The organism is Micromonospora sp. NPDC053740, from assembly GCF_040677775.1.
Classification (GTDB): domain Bacteria; phylum Actinomycetota; class Actinomycetes; order Mycobacteriales; family Micromonosporaceae; genus Micromonospora; species Micromonospora alfalfae.
On sequence record NZ_JBFASO010000013.1, the window covers coordinates 160441 to 181241 of the forward strand.

Below are 20801 nucleotides of genomic sequence, written 5' to 3' on the forward strand. Positions count from 1 at the left end.
TAGACACATCTATGTGATCTGGAGGCAACACGTCGTGGCTATCTTCTCCTCGCTCCGCCGCAGATCGGCGGCCATCAGCGTGGCGGCCGTAGCGGGCGCCACCGCCGTCGGCGTCTGCCTCGCCGTCAGCAGCGCCTCCGCCGGCACACTGTCCGGGTCGCTCTACCGCGACCCGAGTTCGGCAGTCGTCCGCTGGGTCGCCGCCAACCCCGGCGACTCGCGTACCGCCGTCATCCGCGACAAGATCGCGAGCCAGCCGCAAGCGCGCTGGTTCGCCAACTTCAACCCCTCGACGGTGCAGTCCGAGGTCTCCGGGTTCATCGGCGCCGCCAACGCGGCGCAGCAGATCCCGGTGCTGGCCGTCTACGAGATCACCAACCGGGACTGCGGTGGGGCCAGCGCCGGTGGGGCGCCGGACCTCAACCAGTACCAGACGTGGGTGTCCAACTTCGCCAGGGGACTGGGCAACCAGACCGTCATCATCATCCTGGAAACCGACTCGCTCGCTCTGCTGACGTGCCTGAGCAGCGCCGAGATCAACGCGCGCAACCAGGCGATCTCGACTGCCACCCGGACCATCAAGTCGGGCAACCCCAACGCCAAGGTGTACCTCGACGCCGGCCACTCCACCTGGAACAGCGCTGGTGAGACGGCCAACCGGCTCCGGGCGGCCGGCGTGCAGTACGCCGACGGCTTCTTCACCAACGTGTCGAACTACAACTCCACCTCCAACGAGGCGAACTTCGGTCGGGCTGTCATCTCCGCCCTCAACGGCATGGGGATCTCGGGCAAGCGCCAGGTCATCGACACCAGCCGTAACGGGGGTGCCAGCGGGGACTGGTGCGGCGACGACAACACCGACCGGCGCATCGGGCAGTACCCGACGACCAACACGGGTGACAGCAACATCGACGCGTACCTGTGGGTGAAGCCGCCGGGGGAGGCGGACGGCTGCCGCTACACTGCCGGTTCGTTCCAGCCCGACCTGGCCTTCAGCCTGGCCAACGGCGCGCCCAACCCGCCCACCACCACCCCGCCGACGACGACGCCGCCGACGACCACTCCACCGACCACCACCCCGCCGACCACCCCTCCGAGCTCGCCGCCGGCCGGTGACGGCTGCTACGCGTCGATCGCGGTCAACCAGTGGGCTGGCGGCTTCACGGCGAGCGTGACGGTCACCGCCGGCAAGTCGGACATCAACGGCTGGACCGTTACCGTCCCGCTGCCCGGCGGCGCGGTCACCAGCGCCTGGAACGCACAGGTCAGCGGCACCAGTGGCACCGTGGGGTTCACCAACGTGAGCTACAACGGACGGGTCCTGGGCCGACAGTCCACCAACTTCGGCTTCCAGGGCACCGGCACCGGCCCGGGCGTGTTGGCCGACTGCGTAACCAACTGATTTCAGTCAATGCGGCGGCCCGGCGCGGAGGACCACTCTCCGTGCCGGGCCGTTCTCTGCCACCCCAGGTGAACGCGCCCAGGTCGCGTAGCTCACCGAACACCGCGCCAGCTATGTCGGCACGCTGGCGGCCTGTGGTTTCTCGGCATCGTGGCTGCGGGTCTGTCGCACCGGCCAACTGCTCTGGTCAGGCCTATGGTTCCTCCCTCTCCTACGGGACATTTCGTGGCCGGCGAGCAACGCGATCGCCACGGCTGTCAGCAGACCACTGAACAACGGGATGACGCGCACCCCGGCCGTCGCCAGCAGACCCGCGCCGATCAACGAGCCGGCCGCGAGGCCGAAGTTGAACGCGACGCTGAGGCTGGCCGACGCCATGTCGGTGGTCGACGGGGCCACCTGCATGACGCGGTGCTGGATTCCCGCGATCAGCGAACTGAACGACATCCCCGCCACGGCGAGCAACGGGATCGTCAGTACCTTGCTCGTGCCAACTCCAGAGAGGCCCAGCATCGCGGCGCTGAGGAGCCCGAGTAGAACGAGCACGACACCGAGTGGAAATCGGTCCAGGACCCGGCCGACCGCCCAGGTGCCGGCGACGCCGAACGATCCTTGAACGAAGAGCAGCAGGCCGAGAGATGCCGCGGCGAACCCGCTGACGTCGAGCAGAAAGACGGTCATGTAGGTGAACGCGCCCATGGCGCCGGTGACCGCGAGGATGGTGGCGACAAGGAGCACGACGAAGCGGCGCCGGTCCGGCATCGGCCCCGTGTCGCCTGCATCCTGTTGCGGTGCGACGCTCGGCAGGAGCAGGGCGACAGCGATGCAGGTGACGAAGCCGAAGATGGCCATCGCGACGAAGGCGGCCCGCCACCCGGCCTGCCCGCCCAACCAGGTACTCAGCGGCACGCCGAGGACCGGGCCGAGGGCGTTACCGATCGACAGCCGAGCCACGATGCGACCTCGGATGTTCGCGGGGAACATCGAGATCGCCACCGGGAACACCACTGCCCAGAAGACACCGTTTGTGGTGGCGGACACCAGCCGCGCGGCGAGCAGCACCTCGTAGGAGGTTGCGAAGGCCGACACCGTCGTCGCCGCGGCGAACACACCGAGGGCGCCGGCGAGCAGGGGGCGCCGGGGTACGCGTCGAGTGACCCGGGTGAGGGGGAGCGCCACAACCATGACCACTGCGGCGTACCCGGTCACCAGCAGACCAGCCTCGGACCTGGAGCGTCCCAGGTCTGGCGCGATCAGCGTGAGCAACCCGATCGGAAGCACCTCGGTGGTGACGTAACAGAAAGTGGCGGCGGACAACGCGGCGAGGGCATAGGCCGCGCGTCGTTGGTGCGCCATTGGCTACCTCCCAGATCCTGGATGTCGGTCGATGATCCCGGCTAAATGGGTTTTGACGGTAGCATAGACGACTGCGCATCCCTCGCTGTCTCGCTGCCGGGTCCTATCCCTAAGCCGACGCGCCAAGCCCAGCGGGTCGCGTCGACTCCTGAACTGAACATGGTGTAACCGTCTTGGGCGGTCTAGGTGGTAGCCTGGCTGGCATGCCAATCGACGTGTGCCAGCTGCCGATGGTCGGGGGGCACCCCGTACTGGATCTGGTCAACACGCTGGAGCGCGGGGGCACCGCACCGCACGACTTCCTGTCCGACAGCTCCGCCCTGCTGCGCTGGTCGGTCCAGGTCGGCCTGATCAGCGACGCGGAGGCCGACCAGGTTTGCCGGGCGTGGCGCGACGAGCCCGCCGCCGCGCAGGCGGGACTGGACGCCGCGCGGGACATCCGCGAGGGCCTGTATCTCGTGATGCTCGCCGCGATCACCGACGCGGACGACGGCACGGCGAGCGACCCCATCGCGGCCGGTGCCGCGCTGGTCGGACTACACCAGCGCTGGTCCGGCGCGGCCGCTCGAGGACGATTCGTGCTCGACTCGTCACAGGTACGGCTGGTCTACGGCACGGTGCCGGCCATGTTGGTGCCCGACCGGATCGCCGAGGCCGCTCTGGACGTCATGCTGACGGCCGACCTGACCCGAGTGCGCCGCTGCCCGGTGCTCGAAGGCGGCTGCGGCTGGCTGTTCCTCGATCGCAGCCGCAACGGATCCCGCCGCTGGTGTCGCATGGCCGACTGCGGCAACGTGGTGAAGGCGCGACGGCTCACCGAACGTCGCCGCGCCGCCCGGCCCGCCAACTCGTAGCCGGTCGACTGATCAATGCTGTGCGTGGTGAGTTGCCACGGCAGCGGACGCCTGCCGACCTCCTGTCTGTTCCCCCGGCGTCCCGTCGGGTTGTCGCGCCTGTGCTGGGATAACAGGCGTCCGGGCGGCGGGGTGAACGCAGGCCGCTCCCTGCCACCCCAGCTGGCCGCCCGGGTCGCTAGACTGGGCCCTCGCGCCCCCGTAGCTCAGGGGATAGAGCATCGGTTTCCTAAACCGTGTGTCGCAGGTTCGAATCCTGCCGGGGGCACCTCGAAGATCAGCAAGAACGCCGCCTGAGCAGCGGATATGTCACCGTGTCGATCGGTCGACCTGTGCAGTGGTGTGCCGCCCAGAGCCGGCGTTTGTCGCTGTTCACGGACTATTCGCGGATTGATCTTGACGGCGCTTTCCCAGGTGGTGCGGCCCGCGCCGGCAAGGCTCGGACCGAGAAATCCTGCCGAGACTAGTACCAGAGCCCTGCGGCCTCCATGCTTGCGAGTTCGGCGGAGCGCCCTGATAGGGCCGTCCTAGACGTGACCTTAGTCACGGATGGTTCCGTGCTGTCGCGGATGAGAGCCTCGACCGAGTCGGGCGCGCCCGGCAGGGCAGGTGTACGAACGTCTGCTTGGACCCATTTCGCAGGGGCAAGGTTTGAGGATTTTCCTCAAAGGATTCCTCGTTTTTGTGCCCATTCCTCAACCTTGCGGCGCAGGTAAAGGTCAAAGTCGGGGTGCTCGATAACCGCTCGGTACTCTACTCTTCCGTCAAACTTGTGGCGCAGGATAGCCAGTGCCTGTTGAGGGGTGTGAGCCCTTTCTGCGGAAAGGCTGCCGCCTACTACGCCGTTAATGCTTAGAAGTATCTTCTGGTGTAGCTTCGTGTCGGGCTCATGTGACGCAATTGCTGAACGCAGTAGATTTGTCGCCGAGGGTGTGCCGGGCACGGGCTCGAATGCTTCGAAGTCGGTAAGTCTGAACCATTCCACTGTTCTGTCGCTAACGACAGACGTCCCAGACTCAATTGACGAGTCTTTTAGTGGCCGCGTGTCTCCTCGATAGGTGCCTGTTGGCACAACGGTGCCAGGGCTGGTATATGTGCGGCGTTCTCCTCGAACCGTGAATGTGAATACGAAACCGGGCTGAAGAAGATGGCGGAGCCTCATGAAGGCGGCGTCGGCTGAGACCTCAGTGCGATCAAGTCCGCGCAGTATCGCTTCCATGTCGGTACTGCGAATCAATGGTCGTAGGAACCGATCGGGAACGAGTAGATAGCCCGCGAAGCGGGTGGCCTCGCGCTCCTGCTCGTTAACGTCGAGCGCAATTTCCAGATGTGTTTCCGCAGGTCCGGCACCCACTTCGCTTGCCACTGCCTGGCAGCCAACTGTACCGTAATGCCAGCCCATTTTGATGTGGCCATATTCGTGAGCCAGAGTCAGGCGTTGGCGCCTGCGGTGCAATCCCTGCCGCACGAAGACCTTTGGGCGCCGTTGGTGTAAGCCGTGAACCAGCGCGTCACATCCGGCGTAAGGCCAGTCTTCAAAGAAAAGATCTGCGCAGTCTTGTATGATCTTCTCGATATTGACGGGAGGGCTCAGGTCGTACCGTTCAACGATGGCTGAGGCGAGAAATCTTGCGGGCTCTGCAGGTCCACTAGTACACCAAAGGCCAAGCTCGGTATCGGTCATCACTCGGCCTAGTGGTCCCGGATCCGCCCCTTTGATTTCAGCCAGTCAAGTACTAGCTCGGCATCTGTGGTGTCGTTCGACCGCGCCGCTGCGCCCATCAGATTGGCGCGAAGTATGTCTGCGACTGGCCGCTTCGCTCTGCGAGCAGCCACGGTGAAGCGAAGCGACTCTGGCCTCTCGCCCCAAAGGCGATACTCTTCCCATGTCATCCCGAGGAACTCATGAAGTTCCATGGATGCTGCTTGAGAGTCGTCAGGGGCGTCGTGCCAGTGTTCGATGTAGTCGTCGATCTCGTCGAGCGTCGCGTGTCCGCGCAGCACGTCGTCCATGAAGGTCGATCGATCGTCGGCTCGGTTGCGCTGAAGAAGCTTAAACATCGATCTTCCTTCCTCTTACCGCAGGCTTCGTAAACTCCCCAGTGTACACGTCCGCGACGCCGATATGGCGCCCCCTGGAGTTGAAGACCTCTAACTCGCAGTGCTGGCCATCGTAGGTGTAGATGCGCCCGTCGCGGTCCCGCCAGCGGCGAACTCCGTTGCGCGCCCCCAAGTTTTCTAGATCATCGACGTAGCTGGGCCTGGGAATGGGTGTGTACGACAAGGTCAGTATGGCTCCGATCGAACCACAGCGGTAGAGGCTCGCTGAGCAAACCGAAGGATTATAGCTCCGTGGGGCCTTTCGCCAACATCCGGTTTGATCATCCGGATTGACGCCAGCTGATCACCTATCGGCTCGCCGCCTAGCTTCGCCGCAGAGCATGGTCGATGCGCTCGTTGACAGCTGCCTCCTGGCCGTCGATGCACTTGGCGTACACCTTCAGCAGCACGTCGACGGAGTGCCCGGCCCGGGCGGCGACGTTGGTTGCCGGAACACCGGAGTTCAGCCAGAGCGACACCGCCGCGTGCCGCAGGTCGTATGGACGCCCGGCTAGCGGGGACGCCACCTGCACCGGAGTCAGCGCCAGCTCCCGCGCTGCCTTCCACACCCGTGAGTACGTCGACGCTGCCACCACGTTGCCCTTGTCGCTGCGGAACAGCCGACCGTCATCGGCGACGCCGAACCGGTCGACATGCCGCCGCAGGATGCCCACCAGCTCCGGCGGGATCGGCACGACCCGGGACTCCGCCGCCGCCCGGTGCTTCAACCCGCGCCGGTCATGCACCTCGCCGCTGTCGGTCCACCGCTTACCCGCCTGGGGCCGGTTGTCGACCAGCGTCAGCCGGCCCCACCCGGTTGCCGGAAGGTGACAGTCCTGCTCGCGCAGCGCCAGCGCCTCACTCGGGCGTAGCGCCGCGAAGTACAGGCACGCGAAGAACGCGACTAGGCGCTCACCGCGGCCGACGCGACCCCGCTCGCCGACGTATGACACCGCCGTCAGCAGTTCCCGCGCCTGGCGACCGTTGACCACCACCCGCCGGTCGACCGACTCGGCGATGGTCGCCCGCTGCGCCCGTACCCGGATCTTGTCGACCGGATTGAACGCCAACGCCTCCAGTTCGACGGCGTACTGAAGCACGTTGTAGAACACCGACCGCTTCCGCCGCACCGTCGTCGGCGCCGCCGGCCGGCCGTCGAGTCGCAGCGCCAAGCCATCCAGCGCCGCCCGCACCACCGCTGCCTCACTGATCTCGGACACCGGCAGCGACGCACGGCGCAACCACCGCAGCGCCGGCCCCAGTTCCGCCGGCACATCCCGATCACGTACGCCCGGCGGCAGGAGGTGATCGAGCAGGACCCGTCGCAGTTCGTCCACCGCCGGCCGGCCCGCCTGCTCACGAACCAGAACGGGAGTCACGGTCGCCAACGCGTCGACCATGCTTCCCCGTGACTTCGCCGCTGCGCCCGGCCACTTCATATCGATGTACGCTTGCACGAACTCCAGCCACGACACTGCGCCCATGCTCTGCACCATCGAGTCAGGCAGGCCAGTGGTGGTGTCGAACGCCTCGCCTCGGTTGATCGCCTGCATCAGGTCCGACCGGTGGTTGTCCGCCAGCGCCCGGGTTGCGAAGTTCCGCGACTTCTCCCGCCCGCCGACGATCCACCGCACCGTGTACGTCTTCTTCTTGCTGGCGCCCTTGTTGACGCGGATGTCCCAGACCCGCACCGCCCGCGACTTCACGCCGCCTCCCGGTGCTGTTCCAGCCACGCCCGCAGGTCGCGCCGCTCGATGCGTAGCTCACCGTTGGGCAGCTTGATGCACTCCGGGGCGATGCCCAGCTCTCGCCAGCGGTAGAAGGTTCGGCGCGATACGCCGTTGAGCACGGCGAGGACTTCCGGAACGGTCAGCAGCTCACTTTCCATGAGGGGTTCGGTCCTCCGAGTGGTTCAGGCAGCAGGGGAGAGGGGAGCAGCGGTTGCCGAAACGGCGGCGGCTGTTCGTATCCGGGCGGTGTCGAGGTCGGCGCGCCAGCGAATGCGGGCGGATATCGCGCGCAGGAGCCGGTGTTCCAGGGGTGGCACGTCGGGGTCTTCGGGCCGGGCGAGTTCGAACCGGTACCGCTTCGAGCCGCCCGTCTCGTCGGCCGCCTGGTCGTGCTCCTCGGTGTCGGCCATGCCGCCGGCGAGGATGGCGCGGACCCAGGCCCGGTTGTCGGCGCGGTGGTCGGCGAGGGTCTTGCCGGACCACTGCCGAGAGACGAGGACGCGGCGGCCGGTGAAGCCGAGGGTGGAGCGTTGGTGGACCTTCCCGGTGCAGCGGCCGGGGGTCAAGCCCGCCTTGACCCCGTCCGGCTGGACTCCGTAGAGCAGCCAATTGGCGCACGTCGGGGAGCACGGCAGGACAGCGAGTTCCGCGTGGAGCCGGTCGAAGTGCGCCTTCTGCGCGTCGGAGCGCGGCTTGGCCTGGTCGGTCAGGTCCTTGGTGACGTACTTCGTCACGTACCGGATCGACCGCTCCGCATCCTTGGTTCCCTGCTCGATACCCCGCGCGTCAATCCGCCCGAGCCGGGCCATGTATGCGGGTCGGCTGTCGGGTTCTTCCAGGGCGTCGATGGCTTCGCCCCAGGTGGGCAGCGGCTCACGCGTCTTCGGGTCGACGTACGCCTGTCGGTCGACGTCCCAGACCGGCAACTTGTCGACCGGGTAGACCAGCTCGTCGAAGTGCGGCCACCACACCTGGTGATAGGTCGCTGCCGCAATCTGCTTGAGCAGCCGGCGGGGCAGGGTGCCGCGGATCGCGAAGTGCGCGTGTGGGGCGAGTCGGCGTTGCAGCTCGACGGCGCCGGCGTACTGGACGTTCCAGCCGGCGGCGCGGCGGACGTTCTGCCACCACCGGTCGAGGACCCGGGCGAAGTGGATCGCATCGAGGGCCGCTCGTCGGTAGTCGTAGCTGGCCGGGTCGACCGGGGTGCCGAGCACGTTATCGTGGGGGCCGTGCCGTTGGCCGCACTCGCAGGGCGCAACGTAGGCGCCGCGGCGGAGGTGGGAGTGCACCGGCCCGTGCGAGCCCAAGGTGAGTGTGACGAGCATCGACGGCCGGTGTGTCTTGCCCGCCCGACCGACGTAGGCGCGGCCGACCGTGCGCGGGTCGACCGGCAGCCGGGGCAGGTCCGGGGTGTCCTGCCGTCGCCTGGTCGAGCGCTTGCGCCGGGGTCGCTCGTCGCGCTCCTTCGGGGTGAGGTGGCCGCGCAGGCTGGTTTCGGCGAGGGCTTCGTCCAGCTCGGCTATCGCGTCGTCCACGTCGGCGATCTGCGCGGCCCGCTCGTCCGGGGTCATCGACTGGTAGTGCAGCGCTTCGCGTTCGAATTCCAGGTGTGCCCGCACCCGGACGAGGGCGAGCGCGTCTTCACCGGGCTTGTCGGGGCGGACGGCGGGTTCGTCGGCGAGGTGCCAGCCCTCGCGGATCTGTTGGATGCGCAGCCGCCGGCCCCGCTCGGCGCACGGCTTGCATTTGGCCGCGAGGGTCGCCCCGCAGGGCACCTCAACGACCTCGGTCAGGCCGGTGGTGGTGTCGGTGCGGCGCAGGGCGAGGGGGCGGACGCAGACGCCGTTCTGTTCGGCGAGTTGCTTGAGCGCGCCCTTTGCCAGGGGCTTGCGCATCCTGTCCGCTCGCGATCCCGGTCGAGGCTGTTCGACGGGAGTCGTGGGGATGAGTTCGAGTTGGTTCACCGGTCACGCTCCCCGCCGAAGACGCTGGCGTTGCGGGGCGCGAACGCCGCCGCTGGCACGGGCACCAGTCCCGGCCGCCGCTCTACCGGCATCACGGGAACCGGGCGGAGGGCCGCCGGGCGGGGCTGCTCGTCGGTGGCCTCCAGTGGGACGGTCACCGCCTGGTCCTCGTCGATGAGGTCGGCGGACGGCCGGTCCTCGGTCGGGTCGTAGCCGGGCGGGACGTCGCCCCAGTCGTTGGCGTCTGCCGGTTTGTCGACGGGGGCCGCCGCTGTTGGTGTGGTGGAGAAGACGAGCTTGGACAGGCCGAGGAACGCTAGCGCCGGTACGGCGGACAGCAGCCACCCGGACACGCCCGGTTTGGCTACGGCAAGCTGCGCGGACAGCGACAGTGCGACGGCGCAGACGAGCAGGAACATCGGGTACCCGATCGGGCCGCCCGTGCGGCGCCGCCGCCGGATCGTGAGCAGTGCCGCCAGGGGCAGTAGTTCGGAGATGGCGGCGTTGGCCCAGCCGAACCAGTCCCCGGTACCGGCCGGGGAGTTGGCCATGGTCCAGTCGTGGACGTGGGTGAACGAGGCCGCGCCGGCCAGCCCGCCGACCGTCAGGACGATGAGCACCAGGACGACGCCCTCTACCCGGTCTGCGTTCGCGTTGGCCTTCACGGGGTCACCTCCTGCTCGTCGGTGTCGTCCAGCCGCCGGTAGGTGCGGCCGAGGTGGCGGATGTCGTCGTCGGTGAGGTAGGCGAAGCGGACTCGGACGGGTTCGCGGACGCCGTCGAGGACGACGAACCCGACCCCGGGTGTCGATTCGGGGATGCGGTCGCACAGCGCGCCCCGGTCGCGAGCCCCGTCGCCGAGGACCATGTCCACCTGCTCCGGCTCGGTCAGCCGCAACCCGATGCGAGTGGGGAACAGGTCCCTAAACGGCAGCACGTCCTTACGCGGGTCCTGCAACGCCGCCACCACGTGCACCCCGACCGCCCGCCCTTGGCTGAGGAGGAGGCCGAGGGCTTCCTTGATCCGGTCGCGGACCTTCCGATCGGTGATGTACGCCGTCAACGCCGCCAGCTCGTCGACCACCAGGACGATCAGCGGCTCATCGACCGTCGGTGTGTGCTGGCGGGCCAGGCCGCGCAGCCGGGCCGCTCGTAACCGCATGCGCTTGACGGCTTCTTCGAGGACGCCGGCCATGCCGTCGGGGTCGTCGTAGGAGAACCGGGCGAACAGCGGCACCCCAGCTGCCAACTCCATGCCGCCCTTGGGGTCGAACGCCCACAGCTCCACCAACCCCGACCGCACACCGTCGGCCAGGGAGCGGATCAGCGACCACAGCACCGAACCCTTACCCGACCCGGTCGCCCCCGCGATCAGCACATGCGAGCCGGCCAAGCGCAGCTCATAGGGTTGTCCGTCCTCCCGCACACCGAGCGGCAGCCCGGCCAGGTCCGGCACCACCGGCACCGGCAGCGGATCAACGATGGCGGCGAGAGGGTCACGGCGCAGGAACCGCAGCACGACCTGATCCGGTCGGTCCGTGGACCGGGCCTGCCCGTGGCGGAGGCGGAAGGCGTAGGCGAGGCGTTCCGCGGCCTGCCCCCAATCGTCTGGGATCTGACCGGGCAGCATTCGCACGGTCACCTCATCGCCGTACCGGTCACAGCGCACCCGCAGCAGTTGCGGCACGTACCGGTCACCGCCGAAGGCCGTCGCCAACCCACACGTCGCCATGACCGACGCCCACCGCCGCCGAAACACCGTCAGAGCCCGGACACGGCTGACGATCGGATACCAGCCGAACCGCAGCCACGACGACCGGTGCCACCGCCACCACCCCACACACCCAGCAGCGACGACCAGGACGACGCCGGCCAGGACCAGGCCGCCGTACTCCGCCCGTACCCATAGGCCGAGCACGGTGGGGGTTGTCAGCCACCAGTACCGCACCGCCAGGACCGTGAGGCGGAACAGGCCCCGGGCCAGCCACCAGAACACCAGCAGCCAACCCGGCACCCGCCACGCCGGCAGGCGCACGTTCATCGGCGCCACGGGGATCTTCTCGCCCGGAATGATGTTGATCAGAGGCACAGGTCACCACCCCTGCCAGGACGGGCCAGGGTGGCGATGCACGAGCGGCACGACATGCGCCGCAGGTCGAACCGGCGCGGCTTCACCCACTGCTCACAGCGAGGGCAGCGAATCGCGCACACCCGCGCCGACGCCGGCGGCAACCGCAGCACGGACCGGACGGCCGCCTCCACCTCCCGATAGGCGTGCCGCAGACCGACCAGACGAGTACGGGACATCAGGACCACCACCCCGACGAGCAGCGGCCAACAGGGCAGTTCAAGGCAGGGGGAACTACGGTGGGCATCACGCCCTCCTTCACACGTGAGGGATGGAAGAAGCGCGGGACGGGCCGGGACTCTTGGCGGGGAAACGACCCGCCCCGCGCGCCAAACAGCAACCAGTCAGGCCGCCACCGAACCGGGCACCGTCGACGCCGGCCGGATCGCGGTAGCCCGCAGCGAGTACGCCATCCGGGAACGGCAGTCACCCGACGAGCGACCCGGCTTGCACCGCTGCGAATCCACATACGGGGTCAGCGTCAGGCCCTCGAACTCCACCGCCGGCGGATAGCCCGGCACCGTCGACGGCGGCGGCACCGGCTGCTGCCCGGCGACCACCTTCACCTTCACCTCGGTCGACCGACCGAACTTCCCGGCCTCCGGGTCCAGGTCCATCACCCGCACCACCCAGACCCGCTCCCCGGTCTCCTTGTCCCGAGCCTGGTTATCCGCCTCACCACGCCGCTCAAAATCGATCTGCGGCGACACACCAAGGCACAACGCCCCGGCGGGGAACACGTACTCGGACGGGACCGGCACCTTCAACGTCATCGGAACCACGTGGACAGCCTCCTAGCTTTACCAGTCGTCCACCTGACAACCGGTTGAGCTAACAAGTTACGTCAGCTTGTAAGCACAAGCAAGGTCAAAGGTGAGGCCATTGCCAATGTGGAGAGCCGCCGCACCAGGCCGAGGAGGCGCGAGTGGGAGAGCGAGTGACAGCCGAGCGCCTAACGCTGGTGACCACCGTTGACCGATGGTTCCACCTGGACCAGCCAGTGCTCATCGAACGTGGGCAGACCTACTGGATCGACCGCAAGACAAGCGAGTTGTGCGTCGATCGGGGAGACGGGCGACTTACGCGGACTCCCGGCGAGATGTGCCGCTGAGCGGCCGGCCGGGCGACGCAGCGGATCAGGACAGGGCGTAGGTGTCCTCGATCTCGTGGCGGCTGCCCGGCATCACCAGCACCGACGTCATGATCGGATCGCCGGATGCCTGATGCACGGTGATGACGACGCTCATCACCGACTCGTCGGCCGGCACGTCCAACGCCTCAGCCTCAGGCTGACTCACTCGGCGAGCGGTCATCCGCTCGGTCGCGTAGTCGGCCCGTAGACCCTTCTGACGCGCGATGAGGCCGAGCAGGCCACCAGGGATCGGGTCCGGCTTGGTGATGTCGGTACCGACCGCGACGTCCACCGGGACGAACGTGGCGACCAGATCCACCGGCCCCGCCTCCGAGACGGTCCGTCGGCGCCGCTCGTAGACCGGCGTGCCCTCTGGAATCTTCAACTCCGCCGCGATCCGCGAAGAAGCGAGCACCGGACCGACATGCAGGATCTCCGTCTCCCCGGCCTCGTCCAGCTCGACCGCATCACGGGCATAGTCGGGCGAGGTGCGGCCGGCCGCGGGCCGGCCACGGACAAAGCTGCCCTTGCCCTGCTGCGACTCGATCCAGCCGTCCTGCTTGAGGATGCCCAGCGCCTTGAGCACCGTCGGGCGGGACACCCCGAACTCCGTACAGAGCTGGTTCTCCGACGGCAGCGCCGCACCGGGCGCGTAGTCGCCGTCCTCGATGCGCTTCCGCAGCGTGTTCAACACGCGCAGGTATTTCGGCGTCGGTATCTCGTACGCCATCGCGGGCCACCCCACCTAGGAACGCTGCATGAATCTCAGCAGCTTATGAGTTGTTTGCATGACAGAACAAGTCAGCTCAGCCGTCCCGCGCTACACGCTCCACCGCTTCGGTCAGCCATCCCGACCAAGACGACGGAGCGTTCACCAGCTCCGGCCGGGATGCGCCCGGCCACCGGCGCGGCAGGCAGCCGTACCGGCCAAACACCCGCAGCGCCGCCCGCCGTTGCGGGCACGGGCCTTCCTCCCCGCAGCCGGCGCAACGCCCGTCCGCGCTCGACGGCGTGTGCCGGTCAAGATGCGCTTGTGCCGCGCGGAGCTGGTCGCGCACGGCACCGGACAGGTACGTGGTCACCGGGTCGATCCCTCGGGCCGTAGCAGGCTGGCGCGTACCAGGATCTGTGCCTGCGGCCCCCGAGCGCCGGACGGGCTCAGTCTCATCCCCTCGACCCAGATCCACGGCTCGTGTGCCGGGCGGTTGACCACCAACCGGATCCCGGTCACCCACAGCGTCACCGGCCCGTCCGAGGGCCGGTAGCGGTCGGCGGCGCCGATCTGCAGCACCGAGCCGAGTCGTACCCGAACGTCAAACACCGCGTCTCCTCATCACCGGCGCTACGTTGCGAGGCGGCGCGCTGTCGGTCGTGCGTGGCCGGATCTGTAGGCCGGCGATCTGTACGAAGACCTCGCGCCGCGCCAGCGCCTTGCCGCTCGCCGGGTCAATGGAGTAGCCGGTGAGCCACACCCAGCCGTGGTACGTCGGTTTGTCGCAGATTGAGGTAACCCGCAGCCACAACGTACGATCGCCGCCGAACTGCACCGACGCCCGGCCATCGATCAGCACCAGGTCACCCACGGCCGGGACACCCGGCCGGCGCGGCGCCGGTGTGCGAAGCGCCGAGGCGGGCGGGCCATTCACGGGCCGTCGTTCGGGTCGCGGCCCCACACCAGCACCCACCCCGGGCCAGCCTCAGCAGGTCGCCGAGCGACCGGAACCCGCGCAGTCCAGGCAGGACCGCCGGGCCAGGGAACGAGTCCGCTCCGACCCCCGCCCCATCCCCCGGATGGCGGTGCGGGCAAGGGTGTACTTCCAGCCCGCGCCCGAGCAGGATTGGCAGTTGCTCGATACGTTCAGCCCCGTCATGCAGACAGGTTGTGGCACATACCGCCCAGTGACCCGGAAAATCCTTCCGGGGTCGCCGCCGACCGAGGGGAGACAGTGAACCGGTGCGCGGGACGACCAACACCCTGACCATCGGCGAACGCGTCGCCTGGTACCGCCGGCGACGCGGCCTGTCCCAGGAAGTCTTGGCCGGGCTCATCGGCCGTACCGCCGACTGGCTTGGCAAGATCGAGAACAACCGGATCGAACTGGACCGCCTCTCCGTCATCAAGTCCCTCGCCGAAGTCCTGGACGTCTCCCTCGGCGACCTGCTCGGCGAACCCTCGCTGCTCGACTGGACCGGCGACAGCGGCACCGAAACAGTGCCCGCCCTGCGCGCCGCCCTGATGAACTACCGCGCCCTCGGCCCGTTCGGTAGCGGCACAGACACGGAACCGTCGAGCGTCGGCGTGCTCAAGAAGGAGATCGGCGCACTCTGGGACGCCTACCAGGACTCCCGATTCGGGTACGTCACCGGCCGCCTACCCGACCTGCTGCACCGCGCCCAGGCCGCCGCCGACCATCACGACGGCCAGGACCAGGACCAAGCCCGCCGGCTACTCGGCCTGACGTACCAACTCGCCGCCACCCAACTCACCAAGCTCGGAGAAAGCGACCTTGCGTGGATCGCGGCCGACCGCGGTTTGGCCGCAGTCCGCCCCACGGGCGACCCGCTCATCACCGGCTCCCTGTTCCGCTCCGTCGGCCACGCTCTGCACGCCACCGGCCGCTACGCCGAAGCCGTACGCCTCACCGAGGACGCCGCCGGCTACCTTGAGCCCCACCTCAAGCACGCCACGCCAGCGCTGCTCTCCGTCTACGGGACCCTGCTCCTGTCCGGCTCGATGGCCGCCGCCCGGTCCAACGACGCCGCCACCACCCGCACCTTCCTCGCCGCCGCCGACCACGCCGCCGGCCAACTCGGAGCCGACGCCAATTACCTCTGGACCGCGTTCGGCCCGACCAACGTCGCCATCCACCGCGTCGCCACCGCCGCCGAACTGGGCGACCTACAAGTCGCCATCGACCTCGGCCCGCGCGTCGACACCGCCGGCCTACCGATGGAGCGTCGGGTACGCCACGCCCTCGAAGTCGCCCGCGCCTACAGCTCTTGGAACCGCGTCGACGACGCCCAGGCCGTACTGCTGGACGCGGAACAGATGGCACCCGAGCAGGTCCGCCACCACTTCCTCAGCCGCCAGCTCGCCCTGATCTGGGTACGTCGGCAGCGTGGCAAGCCCGCAGCCGAGCTGGTCGGCCTGGCCCGGCGGCTCAAGGTGCTCGACTGAACGCAGCCCATCTAGGCTGCCCTGGTGACGGCCAACGAGATGCCACCCATGGCAACCCCACGCGTCGCCGCAGGCGCCCTCTTCTTCAACAACGAAGGCCACGTGCTCCTCGTCCGCCCCAGCTACAAGAACCACTGGGACATCCCCGGCGGCTACGTCGAGCCGGGCGAGTCGCCGCGTGCGGCATGTGTACGCGAGATCGAGGAAGAACTTGGCCTCACCACTGCGGTCGGCCCCATGCTCGTCGTCGACTGGGCACCGGCCGAGCACGAAGGAGACAAGCTCCTCTTCATCTTCGACGCTGGCTCTCTCAACACAGAGCAAGAGCAGGCCATTCGTTTTGCGGACGGGGAACTCACCGAGTGGCGCTACGTGGCAGTAGGCGATCTGGAGCGTTACGGGCCGCCTCGACTTACTCGGAGACTCCGGGCAGCGGTCGCAGCGCGTTACAGCGGCAACGCCGTTTATGCGGAGCATGGCAACGCCCTCTAGTCCAGATTCTCGATACGGTAGCAGGTAGTCCTGAACCGGGCCGCACACGGCCGCCATGGCGCGCGTGCAGCCCGTCGTGAGGGGCGCGCGCCGACTGGTCAGGGACTCGCTTGCATGCGAGGGGCGAACCGCCAGATCCATGGATCGGGACTAGCTATTCCAGCGACAGCCCGCTTTTGCTTGACGCCGATCGCTTTGGCAATGACGGGCGGACGACTGGAAAGCCGGCTCTAATAATCGAGGTCGTCGATTCCCGTAAGCCACTCTCTATCGTGACTGGAGACGTACTGCTCAGGCAATTGCTCATAGAACGCTCGCAACAGTGGGTAACCCACGTCCGGCTCAACGGCGGCAATGTAGCGAGCCCAGCCCATCAGGCGCTGGGGTAGCATGTCTGCATCCTCGCCGCCGAAGTCGATCATGTAGGTCTCGTAGTCAAATTTCGAGATGATGTGCGAAATCCAGCGCATGCGGCGCTTTATTTCCCGTGGGACGCGGGGGCCATCTGCATCCCCTACATACAGCCCAGTCACGTACTGAGGGCCGCCGCGCCGCATGAAGGCGGTCTTATTTGCATTTAAGGACCAGCCGGAGTCGTTCAGAATCTTCTCGATGTCGACGAAATGTTGGTCAGTCACCTCGCCGGAGAAAGCCAGGTCGTCTACATAGCGCGTGAATGTTAGGCCCTCCGCCGCAGCATATTCTGCGAGAAGCCGATCCGTAGCCTGGAAGGCGAGGTTCGACAGAAATGGCGATGTACTCAGTCCGATTGGAAGCTTGCCAGCTATAGTGACAACACTAACAGCTAGGCCCGCCGCCTTCTCGTCGTAGCCTTGCTCCCGCAATTCGGCCCTTAGTCGTGCCGAATCGATCGACGGAAAGAAGTCTTCGAGATCAACGCGCAGGACGCATGACTTACCGAGATGTTCAGACGCGTTGCTGATTGTCGACCGTTCACGCACGAATCCATGGACGTGATCGGGCGGCTGGTAGGGCAGCACCGTCGAGAAGCTTCGGTGCAAGTTTTTGGTAACCATATCAAACAATGATTTTGGTTTGATTATCTCGCGCAGCCCTCCACGTTTCTTTCGGAAAGAGTAACTCTGGTAAAGGTATCCGACACCCGAAGGAAGGCGCTCAGAAAGCATCTCCAGCGTTCCCACCGGAACGCCTGAATGCTGCGCGAGGTCATGAATCGAGAAGGGCACCCGACCATCCCATGTTCGAGGTACAGGAGTAGGGTCGCGGCCCCTGTCCAAGAACTATTCAGCAACGCACGCGGACTCGCGCACCAAATGACTGCGACCCTACTCAGGGCGGGAGTATACCACACGTCAATGGAGTGGCAGTTTCCGGCTGGAGATGAGGCCCTGTTCCAAGGAATATAGAACTGAAATAAACGGTTCTACCTCGCGGAATGCCCGGTAGCTTCGATTTGCTGGATCTGTGCTATGGCCCGACCGAACCCACCTGCTTACGGCCATCATGATGTAATCGATCAGAGCCATCGACATCGCCTGCTTCTTTGCAGCCATAACCACATTGAGTTGGGGCAGGGGAACACTGCGCCCCAGCTTTCTATACGCTCGACGAAGCGCCCTGTCAGGAAGTTCCCTGACTATCTGCTTTATATCGTCGTTCTGTTCGATGCAGCATAACAATTCCGGCACCTTCCGATGCCGAATTAGTAAGTCACCGAGCAGGCTTTCGTACATGAACGCAAGCTTCTCAGTCTCTGTGTTCCCCGCCCGAGCATCAGTTCTGTCGGTGAGCAGAATATATGCCTTGAAAGACAAGTCCTGCATAAGTTCCAGAAAAGGGCCTGATACTTCGAGTGGATCGGTCGAGGCGTGAAACCCATGCTTACGGAAATCCTCGAAGCTCCGAAGCCCGTTGAGGCTCCGCCGAGCGGATAAGCGGCGGTACAACTCCTGGATGCGGACCTCTATCTGTTCGGAGTCCTCATCTGTTTCTACTGCACCTACGATCAACGGCTGCGACGGATGCCCATTCCCCGACTCGTCCATATACAGCTTCACCGCGCTGCACCCCAGAGGGATTCAGGACGGAGTCGGCGGCTAGGAGCTCCATGCCCAAGGTTCGCCATACGAGCGATAGTCAGCGGATACCGTCGGCGCCAATTATCTGCACAGCTCATGACGGCACTCGTGAGTTAGGGGCGGGCGGCGTGGATGGGTGAACCGAGTAGGGGGCCATATCAACAAAACGTGAAAGATGTAACTGTGCAGCGACGGTCACGGTATCCGTTGGGCCATTACGCTGCTTTGCTAAGATGAAATCCGCTTCGCCGGCCCTCGGTGTTTCCTTGTCGTAGTAATCATCGCGATGCAACAAAATCACCACGTCAGCATCCTGCTCTAGCGCGCCCGAATCTCTGAGATCAGAGATGAAGGGGCGCTTGTCTGTGCGAGATTCTGATCCGCGATTTAGCTGGCTGACCACAAGGAGCGGCACTTGAAGCTCCCTGGCTAAGTGCTTTAATGATCGAGAAATCTCCGCGATCTCATGCTGGCGGCTATCGGAGCGGCGGTCTAGATGGAGCTGCTGAACGTAGTCGATGACGATCAGCCTGACACCGTCCTCCGTTACCGACCGTCGGGCTTCCTCTGTTACATGCCGGATAGACGGGCTGCATGTGTCGTTGATGTAGAGAGGCACCTCTGAGATCTCGCCCATGCAGCGAGCGAGTTTCGTCCAATCGTCATTTGAGAGCTGTCCACTGCGAAGTATATGTAGCGGGACTCGTGCTTCAGCCGACAGGATTCGATTGATTAGCTCATCCCGGGTCATCTCGAATGACATCATAAGCGATGGAAAGTTTCGACGGATTGCGGCATTCCGGAGAACATCGAGGGCTAAAGTGCTCTTGCCCATGGATGGACGGCCTGCGATCAGAACGAGTTCTCCTGGCTTGAGACCATTTAGGAGGCTATCTAACTCCGAGAACCCAGTGGGAATACCGGTCGGCGTCCCTGAATTCGCGGCTTCAATATTATTAAGCGCCGACTCCAGGCCATCGACGAGCAGAATGCTCGAACCTGCCGGAGCAGGTTCGACCAGGGATGCGAGCACGCCTCGATCCATCTTCACCGTCGATGAATGTTCTTGCCACTGCCGAATGGATGCCGAGACAGCGTCCAGTATGTCGGTAGCATCAGTGTCTACACAGATGCCAGCCTCCCAATTCTTTGCCAGCCCTGCGATGGTCAGGTTAGCCGATCCGACAAGCGCACGTCGTTCACCATTGGGATAATGGATGGCGAAGACCTTCGTGTGCATCACTGAGGCGTCTCTTACGAGACTCAGAGTGGCGCGGTCACCATAAGGGGCGAAGAGATCGAGTACCCAAGAGATATCGGCGCGGCGAGGTTGACCATTGCGAGAGTCCACGACTACGTGGACTTGACCTCCGCGTTCCAATACGTCGACGAGTCCAGTTTGGATGAGGCTAATGCCGCCTCGATCGAGGTAGCCAACTTGGGCGTAAAATGCCGTAGCGTCGGCGAGATGCGCAATGAGCCAGTTTGCTGGGGTGTCCTCAGGCTCAAGGGCGCGGTCCAGGTAGCGCACTCGGCTCCTTGTCTAGGCTTGGATGCCAATTGACCGGCTCGTCCCAGCAGGTTTCGTAGCTCGGTCGCGGCTGGTCACCGTACAGCAGAAAAGTACAGCAATCTATGGCGTCATCACAGGTCCCCAGCCGAGCGGACGAAGCATGCGATCTGCTGAAGCTGGCATGGTCTACGTCCGTGTCTACGCCCGACGTTGCCGAAACAGTCTCTTTAGGATCAAGGCGCCGCGCAAGCGCGGCGCAGCGGCCGTGCGCGCTCGGCCTGCTGGCGGCCTCCGGCCGGCATCGGCCGGCACACCCAGCCGCTCTGAAGCGGGACTATTCGCGATCGGTCATGCGGTGCTCCTGGTCGACGCCGAGGCACGCGACAACGGTCGACGCGTCTGCCGAGAGGAAGATCTGGAAGTTGTAGGGCGGATCGGCGGCCGTCACCGACCCGAGACGTAACAGCAGGTTGCCTGCATCTGTCAGGGCTTGGACGGCCTCAGCGAAGCCAAGGGAGGGAACCCCTCTGGCTTTGATGTGCCTCTCCTGCCTGCGATAGATGCTGACCATGTGGCTCGCTGGCAAGGGGTCGCTGTCGATCACGAAAGGCGCCCCTTGCCGGAGCGCAGCACGGCAGGCAACTGGAGCTTCGTCTGAAGTGTCGAGTAGCGACATGAGGCGGTCTCGATCCACGGTAAGACGGTACTGCCGTCGAGGGCCGGGAGGGCGATCCGCGCTGCTCGGGCTGATGCACCCACAAGCCCTGACGATCGCGACGGTGGTCGGCCGCCGTCGGGGCCGGGGCGATCGGCTGCCGCGCCGCTCCGCGGCTTGCCATCGGTTACCCGGCTCCGGACTCGCGGCAAGCCGGCGGCACGGCAAGCCGCCCCC

23 protein-coding genes and 1 tRNA gene are annotated in these 20801 nt (G+C 66.0%); 5 read left to right on the plus strand and 19 right to left on the minus strand.

Annotated features, from left to right (window positions below; all coding sequences use genetic code 11):
* Positions 1–34: 34 nt before the first annotated feature.
* A complete protein-coding gene (locus tag AB0K35_RS29575; protein ID WP_238671235.1) occupies positions 35–1402 on the plus strand; it encodes a glycoside hydrolase family 6 protein in 1368 nt (455 codons plus the stop codon).
* Between the two features lie 111 nt (positions 1403–1513).
* Here the strand turns inward: AB0K35_RS29575 and AB0K35_RS29580 are convergent, their stop codons facing one another.
* A complete protein-coding gene (locus tag AB0K35_RS29580; protein ID WP_363889560.1) occupies positions 1514–2758 on the minus strand; it encodes an MFS transporter in 1245 nt (414 codons plus the stop codon).
* A 203-nt stretch (positions 2759–2961) separates the two neighbouring features.
* Here AB0K35_RS29580 and AB0K35_RS29585 point away from each other — a divergent pair, with 203 nt between their 5' ends.
* Together AB0K35_RS29585 and AB0K35_RS29590 are read left to right on the plus strand one after the other, a co-directional pair.
* Positions 2962–3612, plus strand: coding sequence for a CGNR zinc finger domain-containing protein (locus AB0K35_RS29585; RefSeq protein WP_363889562.1), 651 nt, complete (start codon positions 2962–2964; stop codon positions 3610–3612).
* A gap of 195 nt (positions 3613–3807) precedes the next feature.
* A tRNA-Arg gene (locus AB0K35_RS29590) sits at positions 3808–3880 on the plus strand.
* A 396-nt stretch (positions 3881–4276) separates the two neighbouring features.
* Here the strand turns inward: AB0K35_RS29590 and AB0K35_RS29595 are convergent.
* The 14 genes from AB0K35_RS29595 to AB0K35_RS29660 form a co-directional block, all read right to left on the minus strand.
* Positions 4277–5296, minus strand: coding sequence for an ImmA/IrrE family metallo-endopeptidase (locus AB0K35_RS29595; RefSeq protein ID WP_363889564.1), 1020 nt, complete (start codon positions 5294–5296; stop codon positions 4277–4279).
* 8 nt (positions 5297–5304) lie between these two features.
* Complete coding sequence (locus tag AB0K35_RS29600) at positions 5305–5673, minus strand: hypothetical protein (protein WP_363889567.1); 369 nt, start codon at positions 5671–5673, stop codon at positions 5305–5307.
* On the minus strand, positions 5666–5896 hold the full coding sequence (locus AB0K35_RS29605) for a colicin E3/pyocin S6 family cytotoxin (RefSeq protein ID WP_363889570.1): 231 nt from the start codon (positions 5894–5896) through the stop codon (positions 5666–5668). The genes AB0K35_RS29600 and AB0K35_RS29605 overlap by 8 nt, the downstream gene beginning before the upstream one ends.
* A gap of 139 nt (positions 5897–6035) precedes the next feature.
* Positions 6036–7418, minus strand: a complete 1383-nt coding sequence (locus AB0K35_RS29610; RefSeq protein ID WP_363889572.1) for a tyrosine-type recombinase/integrase — start codon at positions 7416–7418, stop codon at positions 6036–6038.
* Positions 7415–7600, minus strand: a complete 186-nt coding sequence (locus tag AB0K35_RS29615; protein ID WP_074474991.1) for a helix-turn-helix domain-containing protein — start codon at positions 7598–7600, stop codon at positions 7415–7417. Before AB0K35_RS29615 ends, AB0K35_RS29610 begins: the two co-directional genes overlap by 4 nt.
* A gap of 24 nt (positions 7601–7624) precedes the next feature.
* Positions 7625–9337 carry a replication initiator gene (locus AB0K35_RS29620; protein WP_363889575.1) on the minus strand — a complete coding sequence of 571 codons (1713 nt, stop codon included), beginning with the start codon at positions 9335–9337 and terminating at the stop codon, positions 7625–7627.
* Between the two features lie 65 nt (positions 9338–9402).
* Positions 9403–10071, minus strand: a complete 669-nt coding sequence (locus tag AB0K35_RS29625) for a DUF2637 domain-containing protein (protein ID WP_363889577.1) — start codon at positions 10069–10071, stop codon at positions 9403–9405.
* Positions 10068–11495: an FtsK/SpoIIIE domain-containing protein gene (locus AB0K35_RS29630; protein ID WP_363889580.1), complete on the minus strand. Its 1428-nt coding sequence runs from the start codon at positions 11493–11495 to the stop codon at positions 10068–10070. Before AB0K35_RS29630 ends, AB0K35_RS29625 begins: the two co-directional genes overlap by 4 nt.
* Entirely contained in the window at positions 11486–11713 is a 228-nt protein-coding gene (locus tag AB0K35_RS29635; protein ID WP_363889583.1) for a hypothetical protein, read from the minus strand. The genes AB0K35_RS29630 and AB0K35_RS29635 overlap by 10 nt, the downstream gene beginning before the upstream one ends.
* A gap of 165 nt (positions 11714–11878) precedes the next feature.
* Positions 11879–12307 carry a hypothetical protein gene (locus AB0K35_RS29640; protein ID WP_172892459.1) on the minus strand — a complete coding sequence of 143 codons (429 nt, stop codon included), beginning with the start codon at positions 12305–12307 and terminating at the stop codon, positions 11879–11881.
* A gap of 363 nt (positions 12308–12670) precedes the next feature.
* The gene (locus tag AB0K35_RS29645; protein ID WP_363889586.1) at positions 12671–13396 is read right to left on the minus strand and encodes a GntR family transcriptional regulator; all 726 of its coding nucleotides are present in this window, start codon (positions 13394–13396) and stop codon (positions 12671–12673) included.
* A gap of 76 nt (positions 13397–13472) precedes the next feature.
* A complete protein-coding gene (locus AB0K35_RS29650; RefSeq protein WP_363889588.1) occupies positions 13473–13748 on the minus strand; it encodes a hypothetical protein in 276 nt (91 codons plus the stop codon).
* Complete coding sequence (locus AB0K35_RS29655) at positions 13745–13987, minus strand: hypothetical protein (protein ID WP_363889591.1); 243 nt, start codon at positions 13985–13987, stop codon at positions 13745–13747. The genes AB0K35_RS29650 and AB0K35_RS29655 overlap by 4 nt, the downstream gene beginning before the upstream one ends.
* On the minus strand, positions 13980–14249 hold the full coding sequence (locus tag AB0K35_RS29660) for a hypothetical protein (protein ID WP_363889593.1): 270 nt from the start codon (positions 14247–14249) through the stop codon (positions 13980–13982). The genes AB0K35_RS29655 and AB0K35_RS29660 overlap by 8 nt, the downstream gene beginning before the upstream one ends.
* A 371-nt stretch (positions 14250–14620) precedes the next feature.
* Between AB0K35_RS29660 and AB0K35_RS29665 the strand changes: the two genes are divergently transcribed.
* Together AB0K35_RS29665 and AB0K35_RS29670 are read left to right on the plus strand one after the other, a co-directional pair.
* A complete protein-coding gene (locus AB0K35_RS29665; RefSeq protein WP_363889596.1) occupies positions 14621–15844 on the plus strand; it encodes a helix-turn-helix transcriptional regulator in 1224 nt (407 codons plus the stop codon).
* Between the two features lie 24 nt (positions 15845–15868).
* Entirely contained in the window at positions 15869–16336 is a 468-nt protein-coding gene (locus AB0K35_RS29670; RefSeq protein ID WP_363889599.1) for an NUDIX hydrolase, read from the plus strand.
* 230 nt (positions 16337–16566) lie between these two features.
* Here AB0K35_RS29670 and AB0K35_RS29675 read toward each other — a convergent pair whose 3' ends face one another.
* The 4 genes from AB0K35_RS29675 to AB0K35_RS29690 all read right to left on the minus strand — a co-directional run bounded on the left by AB0K35_RS29675 (position 16567) and on the right by AB0K35_RS29690 (position 20513).
* Positions 16567–17544 carry a reverse transcriptase family protein gene (locus tag AB0K35_RS29675; protein WP_363889601.1) on the minus strand — a complete coding sequence of 326 codons (978 nt, stop codon included), beginning with the start codon at positions 17542–17544 and terminating at the stop codon, positions 16567–16569.
* 126 nt (positions 17545–17670) lie between these two features.
* Positions 17671–18375 carry a hypothetical protein gene (locus AB0K35_RS29680; protein WP_363889603.1) on the minus strand — a complete coding sequence of 235 codons (705 nt, stop codon included), beginning with the start codon at positions 18373–18375 and terminating at the stop codon, positions 17671–17673.
* A 115-nt stretch (positions 18376–18490) separates the two neighbouring features.
* The gene (locus AB0K35_RS29685) at positions 18491–19927 is read right to left on the minus strand and encodes a DnaB-like helicase C-terminal domain-containing protein (RefSeq protein WP_363889605.1); all 1437 of its coding nucleotides are present in this window, start codon (positions 19925–19927) and stop codon (positions 18491–18493) included.
* Between the two features lie 316 nt (positions 19928–20243).
* Complete coding sequence (locus AB0K35_RS29690; RefSeq protein ID WP_363889607.1) at positions 20244–20513, minus strand: hypothetical protein; 270 nt, start codon at positions 20511–20513, stop codon at positions 20244–20246.
* Positions 20514–20801: the final 288 nt, after the last annotated feature.

Coding starts and splice junctions, on each gene's coding strand:
- AB0K35_RS29585 (WP_363889562.1), top strand. CDS start 2,962: ATGCCAATCGACGTGTGCCAGCTGCCGATGGTCGGGGGGCACCCCGTA.
- AB0K35_RS29640 (WP_172892459.1), bottom strand. CDS start 12,307: ATGACGTTGAAGGTGCCGGTCCCGTCCGAGTACGTGTTCCCCGCCGGG.
- AB0K35_RS29580 (WP_363889560.1), bottom strand. CDS start 2,758: ATGGCGCACCAACGACGCGCGGCCTATGCCCTCGCCGCGTTGTCCGCC.
- AB0K35_RS29600 (WP_363889567.1), bottom strand. CDS start 5,673: ATGTTTAAGCTTCTTCAGCGCAACCGAGCCGACGATCGATCGACCTTC.
- AB0K35_RS29615 (WP_074474991.1), bottom strand. CDS start 7,600: ATGGAAAGTGAGCTGCTGACCGTTCCGGAAGTCCTCGCCGTGCTCAAC.
- AB0K35_RS29595 (WP_363889564.1), bottom strand. CDS start 5,296: ATGACCGATACCGAGCTTGGCCTTTGGTGTACTAGTGGACCTGCAGAG.
- AB0K35_RS29645 (WP_363889586.1), bottom strand. CDS start 13,396: ATGGCGTACGAGATACCGACGCCGAAATACCTGCGCGTGTTGAACACG.
- AB0K35_RS29635 (WP_363889583.1), bottom strand. CDS start 11,713: ATGTCCCGTACTCGTCTGGTCGGTCTGCGGCACGCCTATCGGGAGGTG.
- AB0K35_RS29620 (WP_363889575.1), bottom strand. CDS start 9,337: ATGCGCAAGCCCCTGGCAAAGGGCGCGCTCAAGCAACTCGCCGAACAG.